Source organism: Flavobacterium sp. (assembly GCF_039930565.1).
Classification (GTDB): domain Bacteria; phylum Bacteroidota; class Bacteroidia; order Flavobacteriales; family Flavobacteriaceae; genus Flavobacterium.
Window position 1 is genome coordinate 156035 of record NZ_JBDTTP010000001.1, and the last position, 19639, is coordinate 175673.

Sequence of the window (19639 nt, forward strand, 5' to 3'; positions counted from 1 at the left end):
TTTAAATTCCAATTAATTCATCTCAAGCTTTAAAAAAATATTTATCGAAGTTCCTTCATTCGACGAAACCAAATCAAATTTTCCGTCAATATTTTCAATCCTTTTTTGCATATTTTTCAATCCATTTCCTTTTAGAATGGCAGTTTCATCAAAACCAATTCCGTTGTCCTGAATTGTGATTTGAATTTCGTTTTCTATTCTTTTTACAGCTATAGAAATGCTTGAAGCATTGGCATATTTTATGGCATTATTTACTGCTTCCTGAATGGTTCTATACAAATTCATCCCTTCGATGGAAGTGAGTTTTTGATTTTTTAATTCGGTTTCGGTGTGGAAAGAAAACTGGATTTCATCTTTAGCTTCCTTGGCTTTTTGGATAAAATTATGAATACGCGATTCCAAATCTTCAAAGCTGATTTCATCACTGTTCATAGCCCAGATAGTATCGCGAAGTTCTACAATAGTTTCTTTGGCAAAAGAACTGATATTGGTTAATTTATCATCCAGTTTCTTATTATCAATATCAAAGGCATATTTTACATTATCTACCGAGGAAATAATAAAAGTCAATTGTGAACCAATATTATCGTGAAGATCGCGTGAAATATTCAACCGCTGTTCCTGCAGTTTGTTTTGATTTTCTATTTGGGAAATAGCAGTTTTTAATTCGAATTCCTGTTGCTGCTGTTTTTGTTTTAACTTTTGCTGACGGTAGACGAGATACGAAACCAATAGGATTCCGAAGACAAAAACAAACAAGAGTATGAATTGGAAATTTTTCTTTTTGATTTCTGCTTCAGCCTCTAGCGCTAAGGATTTGGATTTCAAAAGTTCTTTTTCTTTCTTTTCGGTCTGGTATTTTGTTTCGTATAAATGTATTGCTTTTTTAATATCTAAACCTTCAATAACTTTCGAAACCGAATCTTGCTTTTTCAAGTATAAATGTGCTCTTTTGAAATTTTTTTCCAGTAATGAAATTTTTTCTTCATTATTGTAATAGTTAAGCAGTCTCTTACTGTCTTTTAATTTTTCAATAATCAAAAAAGCATTTTGATTGTACATTTTTGCTTTTTCCAATTGATTCAAATCAATATAAACTTCACTCAGACCCAGATAGGCGTTTTCCAAAATATTAGATTCCGCATCGTTCTCTTTGCATATTTTAAGTGCTTCTTCCAGCACTTTTTTAGCTTTCTGTACATGTCCTGTTTCGAGTAAAATGACAGAGAAATCCGTATTCGCAATAGCAATACCTAATAAATCCTGTAATTTCCTTTTTAATAAAATGCCGGATTCATAATATTTTATGGCTTGGTTATATTCCTTCTTTTTATGATACAAATTCGCTAAATTAATTAACGAAACAGACATTCCATATTCGTCATTGATCTTCTTTCTGATTTCAAAAGATTTGGACATATAAAATTCAAACTTTTTTAAATCATCCAAATCCCTGTAAATTTCACCAATATTACTCAATACATTAGCAACATATTCCTGCCTGTTGAGTTTTTCAAAAATAACGAGTGCTTTTTGATACTGTATTAGTGCCGGACTAAAATTGCCTTCATTCCAATCTATAAGCCCTAAATTATTGTAGGCAGAAGCTTCACTTGTTTTAGAATGTATTGTTTTGCTATAATATAATGATTTGTTATAGTATATTTTGGCAGAGTCAAACTTGCCTTGTAAATCGCAGATGATGCCTAAAAAATTATATCCTTTGGAATAAGAATAATTCGAGTTATTACGTTTCGCTATTGCAAAAATTTGTTTGCTGTATGCTCTTGATTTTTTAATATTGGTATAAACACTATCAAAAAACATCGTTGATAATTCATCAACTTTTACAGAATCCTTTTTACTTAGATTGGTTATTACCTTTGGGAAAACAGCTGTTTGGGCTTGGGAAAAATGAAGTGAAACATAGAATAATACTACCGTGACAATAATTTTAAAGTTTATTTTCATTAGTTATTATTCTTTTTTTGCAGTTTATTTGAATGAAAATTAAAAACATTTTTTTTGTTAAAAGAACATTTTATCAATTCTTTTTTTTGTTAAACATAGCCAAAAATAAATGAAAATTAACATCGTAGATAATTTTATTCAAATGATGATTGGATTCTTTTAATTGCTCTGACAATACATCCGACAACTTCAATTGATTCCGTTGCTTTTGCTGCTGCTGAGCAAGTAAATTGATACAATTCTCTAAAGAAGCAGTCCTTTTTTCGAATGTCTTCTTTTGCTTACTGTAAACAATATACAAATTGATGACAGTAAAAAAAAATGTAATAACAATAGCCATTAAAAGAATAATCATACTTCAAAATTTTTAATTCACAATTAGCTTTTTGGTTGTTTTACTTCCGTTTTTTTGTATTTGAATAAAGTAAATTCCTTTATTTAAAGTTTGGTTTGTTGTTGCAGCATTTAAAGTAAAAGATTTTATTTTTTGACCAAGAAGATTGTAAATAGTCACTTTTGAATCAATTAGATTTTCATCGGTCTGAATATGAAAATCACTGTTTGCGGGATTAGGATAAATTGAAACTGATTCGGTTATATCCTTTTTTTCAATACCTAAAGAAGCACCATTTGTTAGCTGTGCAATGAATAAATCACCCGCCAATGAGGCAAAGGCAGGAAAAGTAGCTGCAAAAGTCAAATCATTTTCACAGGCAGTTAATGTAGTTCCGTTAACACTAACAGTAGCATTATTCGTCAAACTATAGGAACCTGATACTGCTAGTTTATTATTGTAAGCGGCGATAAAAGGATATACTGTGGCACTTGTTTCATTTAATTCAGGATGTGCAACAAACTTTGACATAACAAAACTGTCGAAAAATTTCCAGGTTGGCGTATATTTTGATGCCGTAAAACTTTGTGATCCTGCCACAATCGAAGCTCCAGGAGCCAACACTTTCATTCCCACAAATTTTAAATTCCCTAAAGGAAAAATAGCATCAATATCCGCCTGATTCAATACCGGATTTGGCGTACTGTTTAAATAATTCCTGTTAGCATCCAAAGCTACAATTCCCTGATAAACATTATTCGTGTGATTTACCGTATTGAATGGTGCCGGATTAGCATTGTATTGCGACCATTTTACCAATACATTTCCTGTGGCTTTTTCAACTGCTAGGTCTCCAATTGCACCCCGGTGTGAAGTAAACAAATCGTTGGCACCGTTTCCGTCAATTGTCAAAATATGAGATCCTGTTGGATGCGCTCCGGCTGGAATAGTCAGTGCTACACCATCGACAGTAATTGCATCTGAATATAAATTGGTAATGTAAAAATAAGCTTTGCCAGTAGTATCAAAAAAGCAATTATTTTTTGAAGTTGAGATTGTGATATAATTGGAAGATGGCAAAATCCATTCTTTGTGCCAAACTTCAGTTCCATTGCTATCCAGTCTAAGCAACCAAAATGGCTGGTTTCCATTGGAAGAACGAGCAGCAAAATAAATATCATTGTTAGGCAAAATACCTAATGCAATCGGTTTGTTTGTTGATGAAATTGTGGCAACATTGAATGTAAATAATTTTGCCCATTGACATTCCCCGTTTGGATTATACTTGGCAACAAAATACCCTTTTCCCAAAAGAGTTACACCATTACCAAAATCATAAGGAGTCGTGGCATTAAATACTGTTCCAGAAACAATAATATTATCGTTTGCATCAATAGTAAAATCTTCAAAATTGGCAATATACGAATTGCTTGAAAGGACTTTTACCAAAACTGTTTTGACACCAGCTTGAGTTCGTTTACCTATAAAAGTAACACTTCCCGGAAAAGAACTAAATCCCTGGCCTTGCATAGCTACAGAACCAAAAGTGGTTTTATTCCCAATATTTACCATACATAATAAGTCGCCTTGAGAATTGTATTGTATTCTTCTGGTAGTGTTATAACCTCCACCAGTGTTAAATGCCCAGTCAAAATCAGTGGCATTATTTTGTGCAGATAGAATAGCTGTGAGTGACAACAACATAAAAAGTAAAGTTTTCTTCATAATAATGGCTTTTAAATTATAAACCAAAATTATACTTCTCCAAAACACAAAAAAATACGGCAAATGCCGTATTTTTTAGATTTTATAAAATTTAAAAATGCTTTAATTAATATCGTTTGGACATTATAATCTGATCTCCTCCAAATATTTTTCCTGTTCCATTACATTCCGAGCATCTTGATGGTGGAGGAGTGACCATTGTGGTTTTTCTACCAACATTTCCATCACTGGAACTGTATAAACTGCCATTGCTTCTATAGGTATTGACTGTATAATAACTTTCTGTTGCTTGCGCATAAGCTGTACCTTGACACATTCCTTTTCCACCACATTTCGTACAAGATTTACCAGTTTTTTGTTCTTCGGCTTTTTCATCTGCTTCTCTTGCTACCGGATTGTCAATGTTTGTTATTACACCATTCACGATTGTTACAGTTGCCTTATTGATTGGATATTTATAATCACCGCTTTTGGGAGTTCCATCCGAATTGAACGAACCCTGAAAAGTAGTGTCTTCATTAAAATAAAAAAACGATCCCTGAACGGGTTGATTATCTTTAAATGTTGCCGTTAGAATATTTCCACTGGCGAAAACAAATTTGCCCTGACCCTCTCTGACTCCATACACAAAATTACCTTCGTAGGAATTACCGCTGGGAAATTTTATTTTCCCAAAACCATTATAACAATCGCCTTGTAAACAACCTTCAATAGTAGGAGCATTTGCTCCAATACTTTTTTGAACCTCTCTAACTTTTACTTTACCATTGATATAAGTAACGGCTTGTGGAATATTTTTTTTGTACAATTGCCCCTCTCCGTCTTCCTGTCCATTACTAAAATTACCAACAAACTTATCACCTCCACCATAATCCATTGTGCCTTGTCCATTTGGTTTTCCTGATTTAAAATTGCCCTCGTAAATGGCAAATCCAAAATCATATTTTCCAAAACCATTTTGGCAATTGCCAGAAAGACATTGGGCAAAAGATTGAATTTGAGTCAACAATAATAAAATAATTTTTTTTTTCATTTTCTTCTATTTATCTAAATCTACTTCGCCCTGACAAATTACTGTAAACGCTCTGCCGTATTGTGATTGTAAAGTGATACAGTTACTCCCTGAAAACCACTGGTATTTAAAAGCAGAATCAAATCCTAATACTTTGTTTGCTCTCGCTGCAACAATTCCTTCATCCTGCATTGTTTTTCCTTTTATTTTAACAACATACATAGTGCTTCCTCTTATAATTGCCATAGCTCCTAATACACTAAACCGATCTAAAGCATAAGTGCTTACCGTTATATTTCCAATCTTATAGGATTGAGGTTGTGTCATATCACCACGAACCTGATTGTCAGATGATGGATTCGGGATGGTCGAAACAGAGCTTGTTTTCATTACGATATAAAAACCATTATCGGATGTTGGCTGCATTTCAGCTGGTAAGTTTTTATTATCTTCTTTAGGTATCCAAAGAACACTGTAGGGTGCATAACTTGTGGTAAATTGTGCGATTCTGATGCATTTATAATTTCGGGCTAAATGCATGTTTTGTACCCTCAATTCATAGTTTTTGATTGCTATAGGATACGTGTTTTCTGAAGCCAGATCTGAAATTTTATTAAAATCACTTTCTGTATATAATCCTGATTTCAACATTGCAGTAATTGCTTCCTTTTCCTGATTTAATTTCACAGAAGTCCATTGTCCTGAATTTTCAGTAATATAAACCAGTTCCTTATTTTTATGCTGAACTTCCCCCTGATTAGTACCATCGGGATTTATTGATATAAGAGTTCCAGCATTATGATTTGATGTATTTTGTTCTACTGAATTAGATTGCAAGACCGTCGTATTTGAAGCTACAGCATTTGATGCCTGAGCAGTACCATCTGTCTGGAAATAGGTTAATCCGTTTTCAAATAAATCGCCTAAATTATAATACTGTGCAGGAATTATAGTTTTACCGTACTTATCTATAAATCCGCATTTATCATCTATATTTATTTGTGTTATTCCGTTAGAGATAGTTCCATATCCTTTTGCATTCGGAATAGTAGCTAAAATTTTATTGTTCAGAATATCGTAAACCTGAAGTTGACCATTTGTAAATACTTTTACCAAACCTTCGTTATTAGTACTTGTATGATCATAAATGGCCGGACAAAGGATTTTGCCTTTCGTGTTTATAAAACCAAATTTATTTCCTGATTTAAAGGTTGTAATACCACTTTTTTCAAAAGCATAAATATCATTCACTCCTGCAATTTTGATAAAAGTCCCGTCATCAGAATTGTAAATACGGCATTCTCCATTTTGTGTTTGTGCAGCGATATATTTTCCGAAACCCGTTTGTATAAACTTAAAAGTAAACGGCAACACGACTTTTCCGCTGGCATTGACACATCCCATAAAACCATCTTTGTAACAAGTCGCCCAGCCCGATCCATTGAATTCGTTGGCATTATCATAAATGGCAGGTATCACCATAATACCTTTGTTGTTTTTATAACCGTACTTTCCATTTTCTGCTATAGCAGGTTTCAAGCCATTAAAAAAAGCAGGTTCACCTAAAATGCTTGCTTCTGGTACATCTTCTCCTTTTTGGTTGATATAGGTATAAGTTCCCGTTTGCATAAAACCTATTTCTTTAATACTTACTTTCGCTATTGGATCATCAAAATCGAGTACGGTTCCATATTTTGGCTGGATTACGATTTCTCCTTTTGTATTGATGAAACCCCATAAATCACCTATTTTTACTGCTGCCAATCCGTTTTTGAAATTTTGGGCACCATCAAATTTTGCGGGAATAACCACTTCATTTTTCAGGTTTATAAACCCATATTTTTTCTGCGAAATGGTTTGGTAACTTATTAAAAGTGCTACAAATAAAACTAAAAATTTATTTTTTTTCATAATCTTATTTTACTGGTGCTCCATAAACCATTACTGAATGTTCTTTTTCATTGCTTATATATTCTACCGCAAGATTACCTTTCAAATCCTTGAGTTCTGTTATACTTTCTCCATTTTCCTGATAATCCCTTCCTTTATAAGCGCCTGATTTAAGCATTTCATTCATTTCAGTAATGTATTGCCCTGAAATTAGTGTAAACATTTTGAGCATCATTCCCTGTAAATTAGCCACGTCAAATCGTATTATATAAACAGCGTTTTTACCTTCTGTTTTACTGATAACGTTTTTTGAAATCGCAGTATCATCAATAGTTGAATTATATAATTTATTATGCTTTTCAGGATTGTCACTCAGCAAATCTTTTTGAAAATTAGTAAACTGGTTGGGAGCATCTTTTACGACTTCTCTAAATTGTTTTATTATTGGCGTTTGTGCCAACGAAATTGTAGTAATGAATAATACGATTGCAATTAGTAACTTTTTCATAGTGTATTTTGATTAAATTAATTTTTGTTTTGTTCGGCATTTAGTCGTTTAGCTTTGGCTTCATATTCTAAACCCAAAGGTTCGTTTCCGGTCCATTTCAGGCCAATCGCCATATACATATTTGATAATGGATAATCAGGATCTAAATCGAGAGCGCCTTCAGCTGTTTCTTTTACTTTCTGCCAGTCTTTTAAATCGATGTAAACCGAAGCGAGATTACATCTGAAATTAATATCTCCAGGTTTTTTGGCAATGGCTTTTCTGAAATATTCCGCTGATTTCTGATATTCTTTCGTCTTATAAAAAATAATGGCAGCAATTTGCAAATCATCCCCATCAAAGTTTTTCTCGTCGGCCAAAGCCGATTCTATTACAGGTTTTGCGGCATCGAATCGTTTCGCATTCATCATATATTTAGCATACAAAAAATCAACTGAATATTTTTGTATTCCTTTCACCAAATAGGCTTCTTTGAAAAAGACATCTCCGTTAGCATTCATCAAATCGGTAAGTGTTGCTGCTTCATAATAGGCATTAAAATCGATTGGAGTCAATTGTATTATTTTTTTATAATCATTTAAAGCTTCCTGATTCTGTTGGTTTTTGCTGTAATATTCGGCTCTTTTATAATAAAACTCGGTATTTTTAGGTTCTATTGTAACAGCTACTGTCATATCCAAAATAGCCTTCTCTAACATTCCTTTTGCAGAAAACAATTTGGCTCTGGCTCCATACGCAAATGCAAATTTCGGATTGGTTTTTATCGCATTTGAAATATTCATCATAGCGCCATTCTGATCGCCATCACGATATTGATAAAATCCGCGAAGGAAAATTACCTGTGCTTCTTTTGGATATTTTTTTTCTAATGCTTCTAAATTCGACAATGCTTTTTGCTGGCTTGATCCATACATCAATTCCATGGCATTATTAAAATCTGCTGGTTTGAATTGTGCCAATGACGATATTGAAATCAAGAGAAGCAATAAGTAGCGCTTTTTCATATTTATCATTTTTATCTGGTGTAAAAGTGATGAAATACGTAATATCAAAAAATACGACAAATGCCGTATTTTAAAAAATCATATTCATTAATTATCTGGTAATAATATAATCTAATGGCTTAAATCTATAAGATATTTTTTATATATGATTCTACATTTACTATTCAACAAGTCAAAATTTTATTATGAATACATTAAATAATAAAAATAATATTTCGAGTTCAAGAACATCAGATAAAAAATCTGAAACAAAGTCAATATCATCGAGATCGAATGAGAAAACAGGCACTGAAATAAAGAAAACTGTAATTAAAAAATAATAATAAAACTAATTATAATGATTACGATATTTAAAGAAGGACAAAATGTTCGTCAGGAATTTGGTGGTCCGATTATGAAAGTAGTTGGATTTGAACCAGAACTTATAGAAAATGTAATTACCCAGTGGGAAGACGATATGGGAACCATCATTACAGGAAAATTTAGTGAATCCGTACTTGTATCTGCGTAAAGTAAAACTGATACAAAAAAAAGCAAGACCTTAAGAATTCTTAAGGTCTTGCTTTTTTATATCAAACTTATTCCACTTTTATACATTAGTATTAACTACTTTATAAAATGAAAATTATACCTGTTTTTAAAATTATATAAACCTACAAATGCAATTCACAATATCTACTATATCGTAATATTGTTACTAAGAAAAATAGTATTGATTTAATTTATTGGCAGTATTATTTTACTGCAATAAGAAGATTATGTAAGTAAACATAAAATGGAAGATTATGTTTATTATGGAGACCGTCTTATATAAATGTATTTGACGGATTTTCCATTATATACAATTTAAAAACAACTTTAAAGCTGAAATATATAATCAAAATTGCATTTATGAAAATCTTAATACTATTATTTGCCTTATTTATTTATGATAAAATAATTAAAAAAAAGTTGATTTCTGCCATTTATTATTAACTTTAAACCCGTCATCTGAAAAAATCTGAATCAATAAATATTACATTTGATATAACTAATGGGTATAATTTATTGTTTTAGAAGTATTATATCTCTCAATTTATTGCCAATCAAATATTTAAAAAATTATCGTTTAACAGTTTACATTTTAAAAAAAACAAAAGGATACAACTTTAATATTTCAACCTTAAATAAATGTATATGAATTATAAAAATATTTTGCAAATAGATGATGATACAGATGACTGTGATTTATTTTTGGAAGCATTGCAAGCCGTTTCAAATGCATTATATACTTCTATCAATGATCCTGTAGTGGCATTAAGAAGACTTATTCATAAAGAAATTGCACCGGATGTTATTTTTCTTGATTTAAACATGCCAATAATGTCAGGTATAGAATTTCTCACAGAAATTAAAAAAAATGATACCATTAAAAACATTCCTATCATCATTTTTTCTACATCACAATTTGAAGAAATTAAACAACAAGCCAGAAATCATGGAGCATATGATTTCATTTCTAAACCGAGTGATTTTAATGAATTGAAAAAAATTATAAGTCAGTATATTTCATAAAAAATAGAATTATAATTTTATCCTTTCTTAAAATTAAATTGTATCAGAATTAATCAAAAACAATGAAATTATCCACTCAAATTCTTTTGGCATTTATATTGGTAATTTTGCTTTCTGTTGCAGATTCGTATTCTAATTATAATTTATCTATTAAAGTACAGCGAAATTCAGAGTTTCTGTCAAGATCTGAGGAAATTATCAGGAGCTCTAATAAGGCACAAAGAGCCATTATTGAAATGCAGAGCAGTGTTCGTGGCTATTTCCTAACTAATGACACTTCGTTTTTAGAGCCTTATTATGACGGTATTAAAAGTGTTCCCTTGTTGCTTCAACAACAAAAAAAAACAGTCGGTAAAAACCTTATACAGCTCTCCCTGATTGATTCAATTACCACACTACATAATTTATGGCTGTTGCGAACTGCCGATCTCATAAGCTCACAAAAAAAAGATCCACAATATTATCATACTATCTACGATACCAAACAAAAACATATAGGGAAAAATATAAATGATTCCATTACAAAAAAATTCAAACATTTTGATAAAATTGAATATAAGACAAGAAAATATCATAGTACTATGTTACTTGAGTCCTTAAAACGAGCCAGGACTTTTTCATTAATCTTTTTATCCTTAACAGTTTTTGCAGGCCTTTGCAGTACTATTTATATCGTATTTATTATAACCAAAAGAATTAATTCTATGGTTCGTCTGGCTGATAATATCTCTAAAGGAAAATTTACCATTGTCACTGATACCAAAAATGATGAATTAAGTGCTTTGTCTGACTCGCTGAATATTATGTCAGGCAAGCTTGAAAAAAACATTCACGAACTGGAAAGCAAAAACGAAGAACTCAACAAATTTGCTTATGTTGTTTCGCATGATCTTAAAGCCCCCATTCGCGGAATACACAATGTTATAACCTGGATTGAGGAAGATTTATCCGGTGAACTTTCTCCTGAATTAAAAAAATATCTCCAAATTATTCCACAAAGAACACAACGTATGGAAGCCCTTATCAATGGCTTGTTGGATTATGCGAGAATAAACCGTAAAACCCCAACCGAAGCAGTCGATACAAATACACTTGCAGGTGAAATTGTTGGGTCAATTGTACCTAGAAATTTTACTGTTAAAATTGAAAATTTGCCTGAAATTTTTACAGAAAGACTTAAACTGGAACAGGTTTTTGTAAATTTAATCAGTAATGCTGTAAAATATTCTCAGCCAGAAACAGGATTTATCAAAATTAGCGCTAAAAAAATACTGGATTACTATGAATTTTCCGTGAAGGATAACGGGATTGGAATTGCTTTAGAATACCATCAGAAAATATTTGAAATATTTCAAACCCTTCGGGAAAAAAATGAAATAGAAAGTACAGGCGTGGGTTTAGCCATTGTTAAAAAAATAATTGATGAACAGCAGGAAACAATAATAGTAAAATCAGAACTGGGTGTAGGAACTGAATTTATTTTTACCTGGAGAAATAATAAAACAGTATGAAAAAACCAACAATATTACTAATAGAAGACGACGAACTCGACATTATAAGTGTTGAACGGTCGCTAAAAAAAATAGAAAGCGGATATATTCTCCATACGGCATATAATGGAATTGAAGCCTTTAAAATGCTCAGGGATGCAAATATGAATTTGGTTCCGGATGTTATCTTATTAGACATAAACATGCCGAGAATGAATGGAATCGAATTTTTAGAAATTCTGAGAACAGATGAGATTTTAAAAGATATTAAAGTCTTTATAATGACTACTTCCTCTGAAGCAAGTGACCGATCGGCCGCGGAGAAATTGGGAATATCAGGATATATTTTAAAACCGCTTAATTATAATGACAATACCAAACGATCGGACTCAATGGATGCTTTTGTTCAGTTTCATCTTCGTAAAATATTACATAAAGAAAATACATAATACTAAATTAAATAGCAGTTTAAGTAGTTATCATTTACAACCTCCCAAACATGAAAAACACAAAAAAAAACAATAAAGCTGCAAAAAACGAGCCCATAGTTGCCTTGCCTATTGTTACCAGTGAGAAGGAAAAAAAAACCAAAAATAAAAAAGATCAGAATAATGAAACTATCCTTAGTGATGCTGAATTTTTGAAAATTTTAATTAAAGTCAAAAACGGTAATTTTTCGCAACGTTTTCCTACTGATCAAAACGGAACTAAAAGGTCTATTTGTGACACTCTAAACGAAATTATAGACTTGAATGAACGTATGGTTTTTGAATTTCAAAAAGTGGGGAAAAGCATTGGTAAACAAGGAAAATTAACCAATCGTGTTTCTCTTGATGGTGCTCGTGGTTCCTGGAGTTCCTGTGTTGATTCTGTTAATACATTAATTTCAGATCTGGTACATCCAACAATTGAAATTGCACACGTAATTACATCCGTGGCAAAAGGAAATTTATCTCAGGAAATGCCGCTTTCTATTGAAGGAAATCCGCTTCAGGGAGAATTCCTCAGAATTGCAAAAGAGGTAAACGGAATGGTGAAACAGCTGAACCTTTTCTCTATGGAGGTTACGCGTGTTGCACGTGAGGTAGGTACAGAAGGAAAACTGGGAGGACAGGCAAAAGTGAGAGGTGTTGGAGGTGTTTGGAAGGATTTGACAGACTCGGTAAATAAAATGGCGAGTAACCTTACTGGTCAGGTACGTAATATTGCCGATGTAACTACTGCGGTGGCAAAAGGAGATTTATCCAAGAAAATTACCGTTGACGTAAAAGGAGAAATTTTAGAGCTTAAAAACACCATTAATACGATGGTCGATCAGCTCAATTCCTTTTCATCAGAGGTAACCCGTGTGGCGCGTGAGGTAGGGACAGAAGGAAAATTAGGAGGACAGGCTCAGGTAAAAGGAGTTGGAGGAACCTGGAAAGATTTGACAGATTCGGTAAATCAAATGGCATCCAACTTAACGGGGCAGGTACGTAATATTGCCGATGTAACCACTGCAGTGGCGAAAGGAGATTTATCTAAAAAAATTACCGTTGACGTAAAAGGAGAAATCCTCGAACTTAAAAATACGATTAATACCATGGTAGATCAGCTGAATTCCTTTTCTTCTGAGGTAACCCGTGTAGCGGTTGAGGTAGGATCGGAAGGAAAATTGGGAGGCCAGGCTAAAGTACGAGGAGTTGGTGGAGTTTGGAAGGATTTGACCGATTCGGTAAACCAGATGGCATCGAACTTAACAGGTCAGGTACGTAATATCGCCGAGGTAACAACGGCGGTGGCAAAAGGCGATTTGTCTAAAAAAATTACAGTAAACGTTGCGGGAGAAATCCTGGAGCTTAAAAATACGATCAATACGATGGTGGATCAGCTGAACTCCTTTGGTGCCGAGGTAACCCGTGTGGCACGTGAAGTAGGTTCAGAAGGAAAACTGGGAGGTCAGGCAAAAGTGAAAGGTGTTGGTGGAACCTGGAAAGATTTGACCGATTCGGTTAATCAGATGGCATCCAATTTAACAGGTCAGGTGCGTAATATTGCCGAGGTAACCACAGCCGTGGCAAATGGTGACCTTTCTAAAAAAATTACGGCTGTAGCCGAAGGGGAAATCCTGGAGCTGAAAAAAACCATTAATACGATGGTGGATCAGCTGAACTCGTTTTCATCAGAGGTAACACGTGTAGCGCTTGAGGTTGGTACGGAAGGAAAACTGGGAGGTCAGGCAAAAGTAAAAGGTGTTGGAGGAACGTGGAAAGATTTAACAGATTCTGTTAACCAGATGGCATCCAACTTAACCGGACAGGTACGTAATATTGCTGAAGTAACAACAGCCGTAGCAAAAGGCGATTTATCACGCCAGATTACCGTAGATACAAAAGGTGAAATTCTGGAGCTTAAAAATACTATTAATACGATGGTGGGTCAGCTGAACTCATTTGCGTCCGAGGTAACACGTGTGGCACGTGAGGTTGGTACCGAAGGAAAATTAGGAGGTCAGGCGCAGGTAGAAGGTGTTGGTGGAACATGGAAAGATTTAACAGACTCGGTAAACCAGATGGCATCGAATTTAACGGGGCAGGTACGTAATATTGCCGAGGTAACCACAGCCGTGGCAAAAGGAGATTTATCATTACAAATTACAGTAGACGTAAAAGGAGAAATCCTCGAACTTAAAAATACAATTAATACGATGGTGGATCAGCTTCGGGGCTTTGCTTCGGAGGTAACAAGGGTTTCGCGAGAAGTAGGTACAGAAGGAAAACTTGGAGGTCAGGCGAATGTGCCGGGAGTTGCCGGAACCTGGAAAGATTTAACCGATTCAGTGAACCAAATGGCAGGAAACTTAACTGCGCAGGTACGTAATATTGCCGATGTGGCGATTGCTGTTGCCAACGGAGATATGTCCCGAAAAATTACAGTTGACGTTCGCGGGGAGATTCTTCAATTAAAAGAAACCCTGAATACGATGGTGGATCAGCTTCGTGAGTTTGCCTCTGAGGTAACCCGTGTGGCGCGTGAAGTAGGAACTGAAGGAAAACTTGGAGGTCAGGCGAATGTACCGGGAGTTGCGGGAACATGGAAGGATTTGACCGATTCCGTTAACCAGATGGCCGGTAACTTAACCACTCAGGTACGTAATATTGCCGAGGTAACCATTGCCGTAGCCAACGGGGATATGTCCAAAAAAATTACGGCTGACGTTCGCGGGGAGATTCTTCAATTAAAAGAAACCGTGAATACGATGGTGGATCAGCTTCGAAGTTTTGCTTCGGAGGTAACCAGGGTATCCAGAGAGGTAGGAACCGAAGGAAAACTAGGAGGACAAGCGTTCGTTCCCGGAGTTGCCGGAACCTGGAAAGATTTAACGGATTCGGTGAATCAGATGGCAGGAAACTTAACTGCGCAGGTACGTAATATTGCCGATGTAACTAAAGCCGTAGCAAATGGTGACCTTTCGAAACAAATTACCGTAGACGTAAAAGGAGAAATCCTGGATCTGAAAAACACCTTCAACACGATGGTGGAACAGCTGAATTCATTTTCATCAGAGGTAACCCGTGTGGCTCGTGAGGTGGGTACCGAAGGAAAACTGGGAGGACAATCTGAAGTAAAAGGGGTTGCCGGAACCTGGAAGGATTTAACAGATTCGGTTAATTTAATGGCATCGAATTTAACGTCTCAAGTACGTGGAATTGCAAAGGTTGTAACCTCTGTAGCAAAAGGAAACCTTAAACAAAAATTATCGATTGATGCGAAAGGTGAAGTAGCACAATTAACGGATACGATCAACGAAATGATTGATACACTGGCAACCTTCTCCGATCAGGTAACTACTGTGGCGCGTGAGGTTGGAGCTGAAGGAAAACTGGGAGGTCAGGCCAACGTACCGGGAGCTTCGGGAACCTGGAAGAATCTAACAGAAAACGTAAATCAGCTTGCGGCAAATTTAACAACGCAGGTACGTGCAATTTCTGAAGTGGCTTCTGCAGTAACACAGGGAGATTTAACCAGAACTATTGGTGTTGAAGCTAAAGGTGAGGTTGAGGCTTTGAAAGATACCATCAACCAGATGATTTCAAACCTGAAAGCAACCACATTGCGTAATCAGGAACAAGACTGGCTAAAATCGAATTTGGCGAAATTTACCCAAATGCTTCAGGGTCAGAAAGAACTGAATTCGGTTACCAAAAAAATACTTTCTGAGCTGGCGACGGTTGTAACTGCTCAACACGGACTATTCTATATTTTACAGGAAGATGAAAAGTTTATGGATTCTAAATTAAACCTCATCGCTTCCTATGCCTACATCAAGAGGAAGAACTCCCCTACCCAATACGCTATGGGCGAAGGATTGATTGGTCAGGTTGCTGTAGAAAAGGAAAGAATTATTTTAAGCAATGTACCTAAAGATTATATCAGAATCAATTCAGGCTTAGGAGATGCCAAACCTAAAGATGTCATCATTTTGCCCGTACTTTTTGAAGGGCAGCTAAAAGCGGTTATCGAATTAGCTTCTTTGGATACTTTTAGCCAGACACACCTCGATTTCCTTGAAGGATTAACAGAGAGTATCGGAATTGTATTGAATACAATCGAATCAAATTCAAGAACGGAAGAATTACTGGTACAATCCCAATCTTTGGCAGGAGAGCTGAAAAGCCAACAGGAAGTATTGAAAAACACAAATGAGGAACTGGAAGAAAAAGCATTCCTTCTGGCCAATCAAAAAGAAGAAGTGGAATTGAAAAACCAAGAGGTTGAGGTGGCCAGAAAAGCGCTTGAAGAAAAAGCAGATCAGCTGACTTTAACTTCAAAATACAAGTCGGAATTCCTGGCCAACATGTCACATGAGCTAAGAACGCCTCTGAACAGTTTACAGATCCTGGCTAATGAATTAATTGCAAACCGCGATGGAAATTTATCCGACAAACAAATTCAGTTTGCTAAAACAATTAATGCTTGCGGAGACGATTTGATTCAGTTGATTAATGACATTCTGGATCTTTCGAAAATCGAATCCGGTTATATTTCTGTAGATTACAACCCAATTAGTTTTGATGAAATTAGTCGTTTTGTCGCTTCTACTTTCAACCCAATTTCAGAAGCGAAGCATCTTCGTTTCAATATAGCCATGGATGATAATCTTCCTGAATTGATGGAAACGGATTCTCAGAGATTAAATCAAATCCTTAAAAATTTACTTTCAAATTCATTTAAATTTACTGAAAAAGGAGAGGTAAAACTTAAAATATACAAAGCAGATAATAATTGGAAAACCAAAAATAGCAGTCTGGACAATGCGGAAGCCGTTGTTGCTTTTGAAATTTCTGACACAGGAATTGGAATTTCAAAAGAAAAACAAAATATAATATTTGAAGCTTTTCAGCAAGCAGAAGGTTCAACCAGCCGTAAATACGGAGGAACAGGTTTGGGATTATCTATCAGCCGCGGGCTTTCTGATTTATTAGGCGGAAGCATCGAATTGGAAAGTGACACGGACATAGGCAGTAAGTTTACGCTATATCTTCCATTAAAATATGTACATATCCCTGAAATTGAAAATATGGATGTCAATGAAGATTCCAATATGAATGATGCAGGAAAAAATCGTTTAAAATCACTTCCATCGGCTAATTTCAACAGATCTGATATTGATTTATTTTTTGTAGATGAAATTGGTGATGATCGTACCGATATTAAACCTAATGACAAAATATTGCTGATTGCTGAAGACAATTTAATTTTTGCTAAAATAATGCTGGAGCAGGCACATTTACATGGTATAAAAGCGATTGTAACCACAAAAGGAAATGATGTTGTTGATTTTATTAATCAATTCCAGCCCCATGCCATTACAATGGATTTAAATATGCCGGACACAAGCGGATGGAAAATATTGGACAGATTAAAAACCGATTTCACTTTGAGGCATATTCCGGTTTATATTATTTCCGGTGAAGATGAAAGAAATAAGGGATTGAAGCGTGGAGCCAGAAACTTCCTGCTTAAACCGGTTAAAAATGAATCCTTAACATCGCTTTTTAATGATATTCATGATTTTAAAAAAATAAAAAACCTACTGGTAGTAGATGATAATGAAGCTGATTTAAACCGAATACTGGAAGCAATAAATAGTGAAGACATTATTATACACAGTGCGAAAACAGCAAAAGAAGCAGTTGCACTGATAAACGAAAAATCTTTTGACTGCATTATTTTGGATTTAAAACTTCCCGATGCAGAAGGACTGGATATTATTAATGATTTAGAAAATAATATCGCAGGACAGGAAACAGCTATCATTATTCATTCTGCAGGTGATGTCGATAAAAAACAACGTTCAAGACTTAATAGATTTGCGCATAGCATTATCACAAAAAGCAGTACTTCTCTTGATGAACTTGTAGATCAAACGGCTTTATTTATGCATCGCGTCCATAAAGAATTACCGGATGAAATGCGAGAAAGAATAGAAACCTATTATTTGAAAGAAGATGTTTTATTCAACAAAAAAGTACTGCTTGTTGATGATGATGTTCGAAATTTATTTGCTTTAACCACTGCTCTTGAGCGATTTGGCCTTGATGTTATTAGTGCAGAAAGCGGGCATGAAGCTATAGAAATCCTTAATGGAAACCCTAAAATTGATATTGTATTAATGGATATAATGATGCCTGAACTGGATGGCTATGAAACCATGAAAATTATCAGAAAAGAGGCTAGACATAAGGATCTTACTATTATTGCCGTTACGGCAAAAGCTATGAAAGGCGACAGACAGCGCTGTATAGAATCCGGTGCTTCAGATTATATTACAAAGCCTGTCAATGTCGAGCAATTGTCATCTTTAATGCGTGTATGGCTTAAATAATAATTTCCTAATTAAAACATCATGGAAGAATATCCGGTAAAAATATTAATGGTTGATGACAAGAAAGAAAATCTTCTTTCCTTACAGGTTATTCTTGCAGATCGCGGATACGAATTTGTGGAAGCCGCCTCAGGGAAAGATGCACTAAGAATTCTTTTAAAAAATCAGGACTTTGCCATCATCCTGATGGATGTGCAGATGCCGCTTATGGATGGTTTCGAAACCGCCGAAATGATTCGCCAAAGCGAAAAACTCAAACATGTTCCTATTATTTTTTTAACAGCTAATATGAACACCACAGACTATATCTTTAAGGGATATCAGTCAGGAGCTGTAGATTATATGATTAAACCATTATCTTCTGAAATACTACAGGCAAAAGTGATGGTCTTTTCAGAACTTTATAAAAAGAACAGGGAATTACAAATTAGGGAAGAAGAAGCTAACTTATTAAATGCAAAAATAACAAAGGCTAATGAAGAACTCGCCAAACAATATCTTTCTATTGAAAAACACGCCCTTGAACTCAAAAAGAAAAATAGTGAGCTCGATGCGTTTACTTACATTGCAAGCCATGATTTACAGGAGCCATTACGAAAAATCCAAACGTTTACAAACATGCTGCTCACTAATGAATATCAAAATCTGAGTACTGATGGTAAAGCCAGATTTGAAAGAATATTGTATTCGACCAACAGAATGCGGGAACTCATAAACGATTTGCTCGCTTTTTCACGCACCAATATCACTGATAGAAAATATGAGAATACCGATCTTAACACTATTATTGAAAGTGTAAAAGATGCGCTTAGAGAGAATATACTGGAAAAAAATGCACTCATTACAACTGAATTACATGGAGATGTCAAAATAATCCCTTTTCTTTTTATTCAGTTAATGGAGAACCTGATAAATAATGCACTTAAATTCTGCAGAAAAGAAGTTCAGCTGTGTATTACAATAAAAAGCCGTCTTGTTAGCGGGGCGGAACTGCAAAATGAAAAATTACTGTCAACAGAAAATTATTGCCACATCAGTTTTCAGGATAACGGAATAGGATTTGATCCGGAGCACAGCGAAAAAATATTTGGTGTTTTCCAAAGATTGCATGGCAGGGAAATCTATGATGGAACCGGCATAGGACTTGCCATTGTAAAGAAAATTGTAGAAAATCACAATGGAATCATTTCTGCTACCGGTAAACCAATGGAAGGTGCAACATTTAATATTTACATTCCATGTTAATTTGTTTCATTAAATTATTAAAAATATAATAAGTTTGA

At 34.6% G+C, this 19639-nt stretch carries 13 protein-coding genes; 6 read left to right on the top strand and 7 right to left on the bottom strand.

The window, feature by feature from the left end; all coding sequences use genetic code 11:
* Positions 1-12: 12 nt before the first annotated feature.
* From ABI657_RS00520 to ABI657_RS00550, 7 genes are all read right to left on the bottom strand, one after another.
* Positions 13-1971 (bottom strand): sensor histidine kinase, encoded by a 1959-nt coding sequence (locus tag ABI657_RS00520; RefSeq protein ID WP_348095273.1) that lies wholly within the window; start codon positions 1969-1971, stop codon positions 13-15.
* 73 nt (positions 1972-2044) lie between these two features.
* The gene (locus ABI657_RS00525) at positions 2045-2326 is read right to left on the bottom strand and encodes a hypothetical protein (RefSeq protein WP_348095274.1); all 282 of its coding nucleotides are present in this window, start codon (positions 2324-2326) and stop codon (positions 2045-2047) included.
* 12 nt (positions 2327-2338) lie between these two features.
* A complete protein-coding gene (locus ABI657_RS00530; protein WP_348095275.1) occupies positions 2339-4030 on the bottom strand; it encodes a T9SS type A sorting domain-containing protein in 1692 nt (563 codons plus the stop codon).
* Between the two features lie 106 nt (positions 4031-4136).
* The gene (locus ABI657_RS00535; protein WP_348095276.1) at positions 4137-5063 is read right to left on the bottom strand and encodes a hypothetical protein; all 927 of its coding nucleotides are present in this window, start codon (positions 5061-5063) and stop codon (positions 4137-4139) included.
* A gap of 6 nt (positions 5064-5069) precedes the next feature.
* A complete protein-coding gene (locus tag ABI657_RS00540) occupies positions 5070-6953 on the bottom strand; it encodes a WG repeat-containing protein (protein WP_348095277.1) in 1884 nt (627 codons plus the stop codon).
* Between the two features lie 4 nt (positions 6954-6957).
* Complete coding sequence (locus tag ABI657_RS00545; RefSeq protein ID WP_348095278.1) at positions 6958-7440, bottom strand: hypothetical protein; 483 nt, start codon at positions 7438-7440, stop codon at positions 6958-6960.
* A gap of 17 nt (positions 7441-7457) precedes the next feature.
* Positions 7458-8444 (bottom strand): hypothetical protein, encoded by a 987-nt coding sequence (locus ABI657_RS00550; RefSeq protein ID WP_348095279.1) that lies wholly within the window; start codon positions 8442-8444, stop codon positions 7458-7460.
* Positions 8445-8781: 337 nt separating this feature from the next.
* Between ABI657_RS00550 and ABI657_RS00555 the strand changes: the two genes are divergently transcribed.
* The 6 genes from ABI657_RS00555 (at position 8782) to ABI657_RS00580 (ending at position 19601) form a co-directional block, all read left to right on the top strand.
* Positions 8782-8955, top strand: coding sequence for a hypothetical protein (locus ABI657_RS00555; protein WP_348095280.1), 174 nt, complete (start codon positions 8782-8784; stop codon positions 8953-8955).
* A gap of 665 nt (positions 8956-9620) precedes the next feature.
* Positions 9621-9998, top strand: coding sequence for a response regulator (locus tag ABI657_RS00560; RefSeq protein WP_348095281.1), 378 nt, complete (start codon positions 9621-9623; stop codon positions 9996-9998).
* 62 nt (positions 9999-10060) lie between these two features.
* Positions 10061-11509, top strand: coding sequence for an ATP-binding protein (locus ABI657_RS00565; RefSeq protein WP_348095282.1), 1449 nt, complete (start codon positions 10061-10063; stop codon positions 11507-11509).
* On the top strand, positions 11506-11937 hold the full coding sequence (locus tag ABI657_RS00570; protein ID WP_348095283.1) for a response regulator: 432 nt from the start codon (positions 11506-11508) through the stop codon (positions 11935-11937). Before ABI657_RS00565 ends, ABI657_RS00570 begins: the two co-directional genes overlap by 4 nt.
* Before the next feature lie 50 nt (positions 11938-11987).
* Positions 11988-18356, top strand: coding sequence for a HAMP domain-containing protein (locus ABI657_RS00575; protein ID WP_348095284.1), 6369 nt, complete (start codon positions 11988-11990; stop codon positions 18354-18356).
* Positions 18357-18377: 21 nt separating this feature from the next.
* Complete coding sequence (locus tag ABI657_RS00580; protein ID WP_348095285.1) at positions 18378-19601, top strand: response regulator; 1224 nt, start codon at positions 18378-18380, stop codon at positions 19599-19601.
* The last annotated feature ends 38 nt before the right edge of the window (positions 19602-19639 follow it).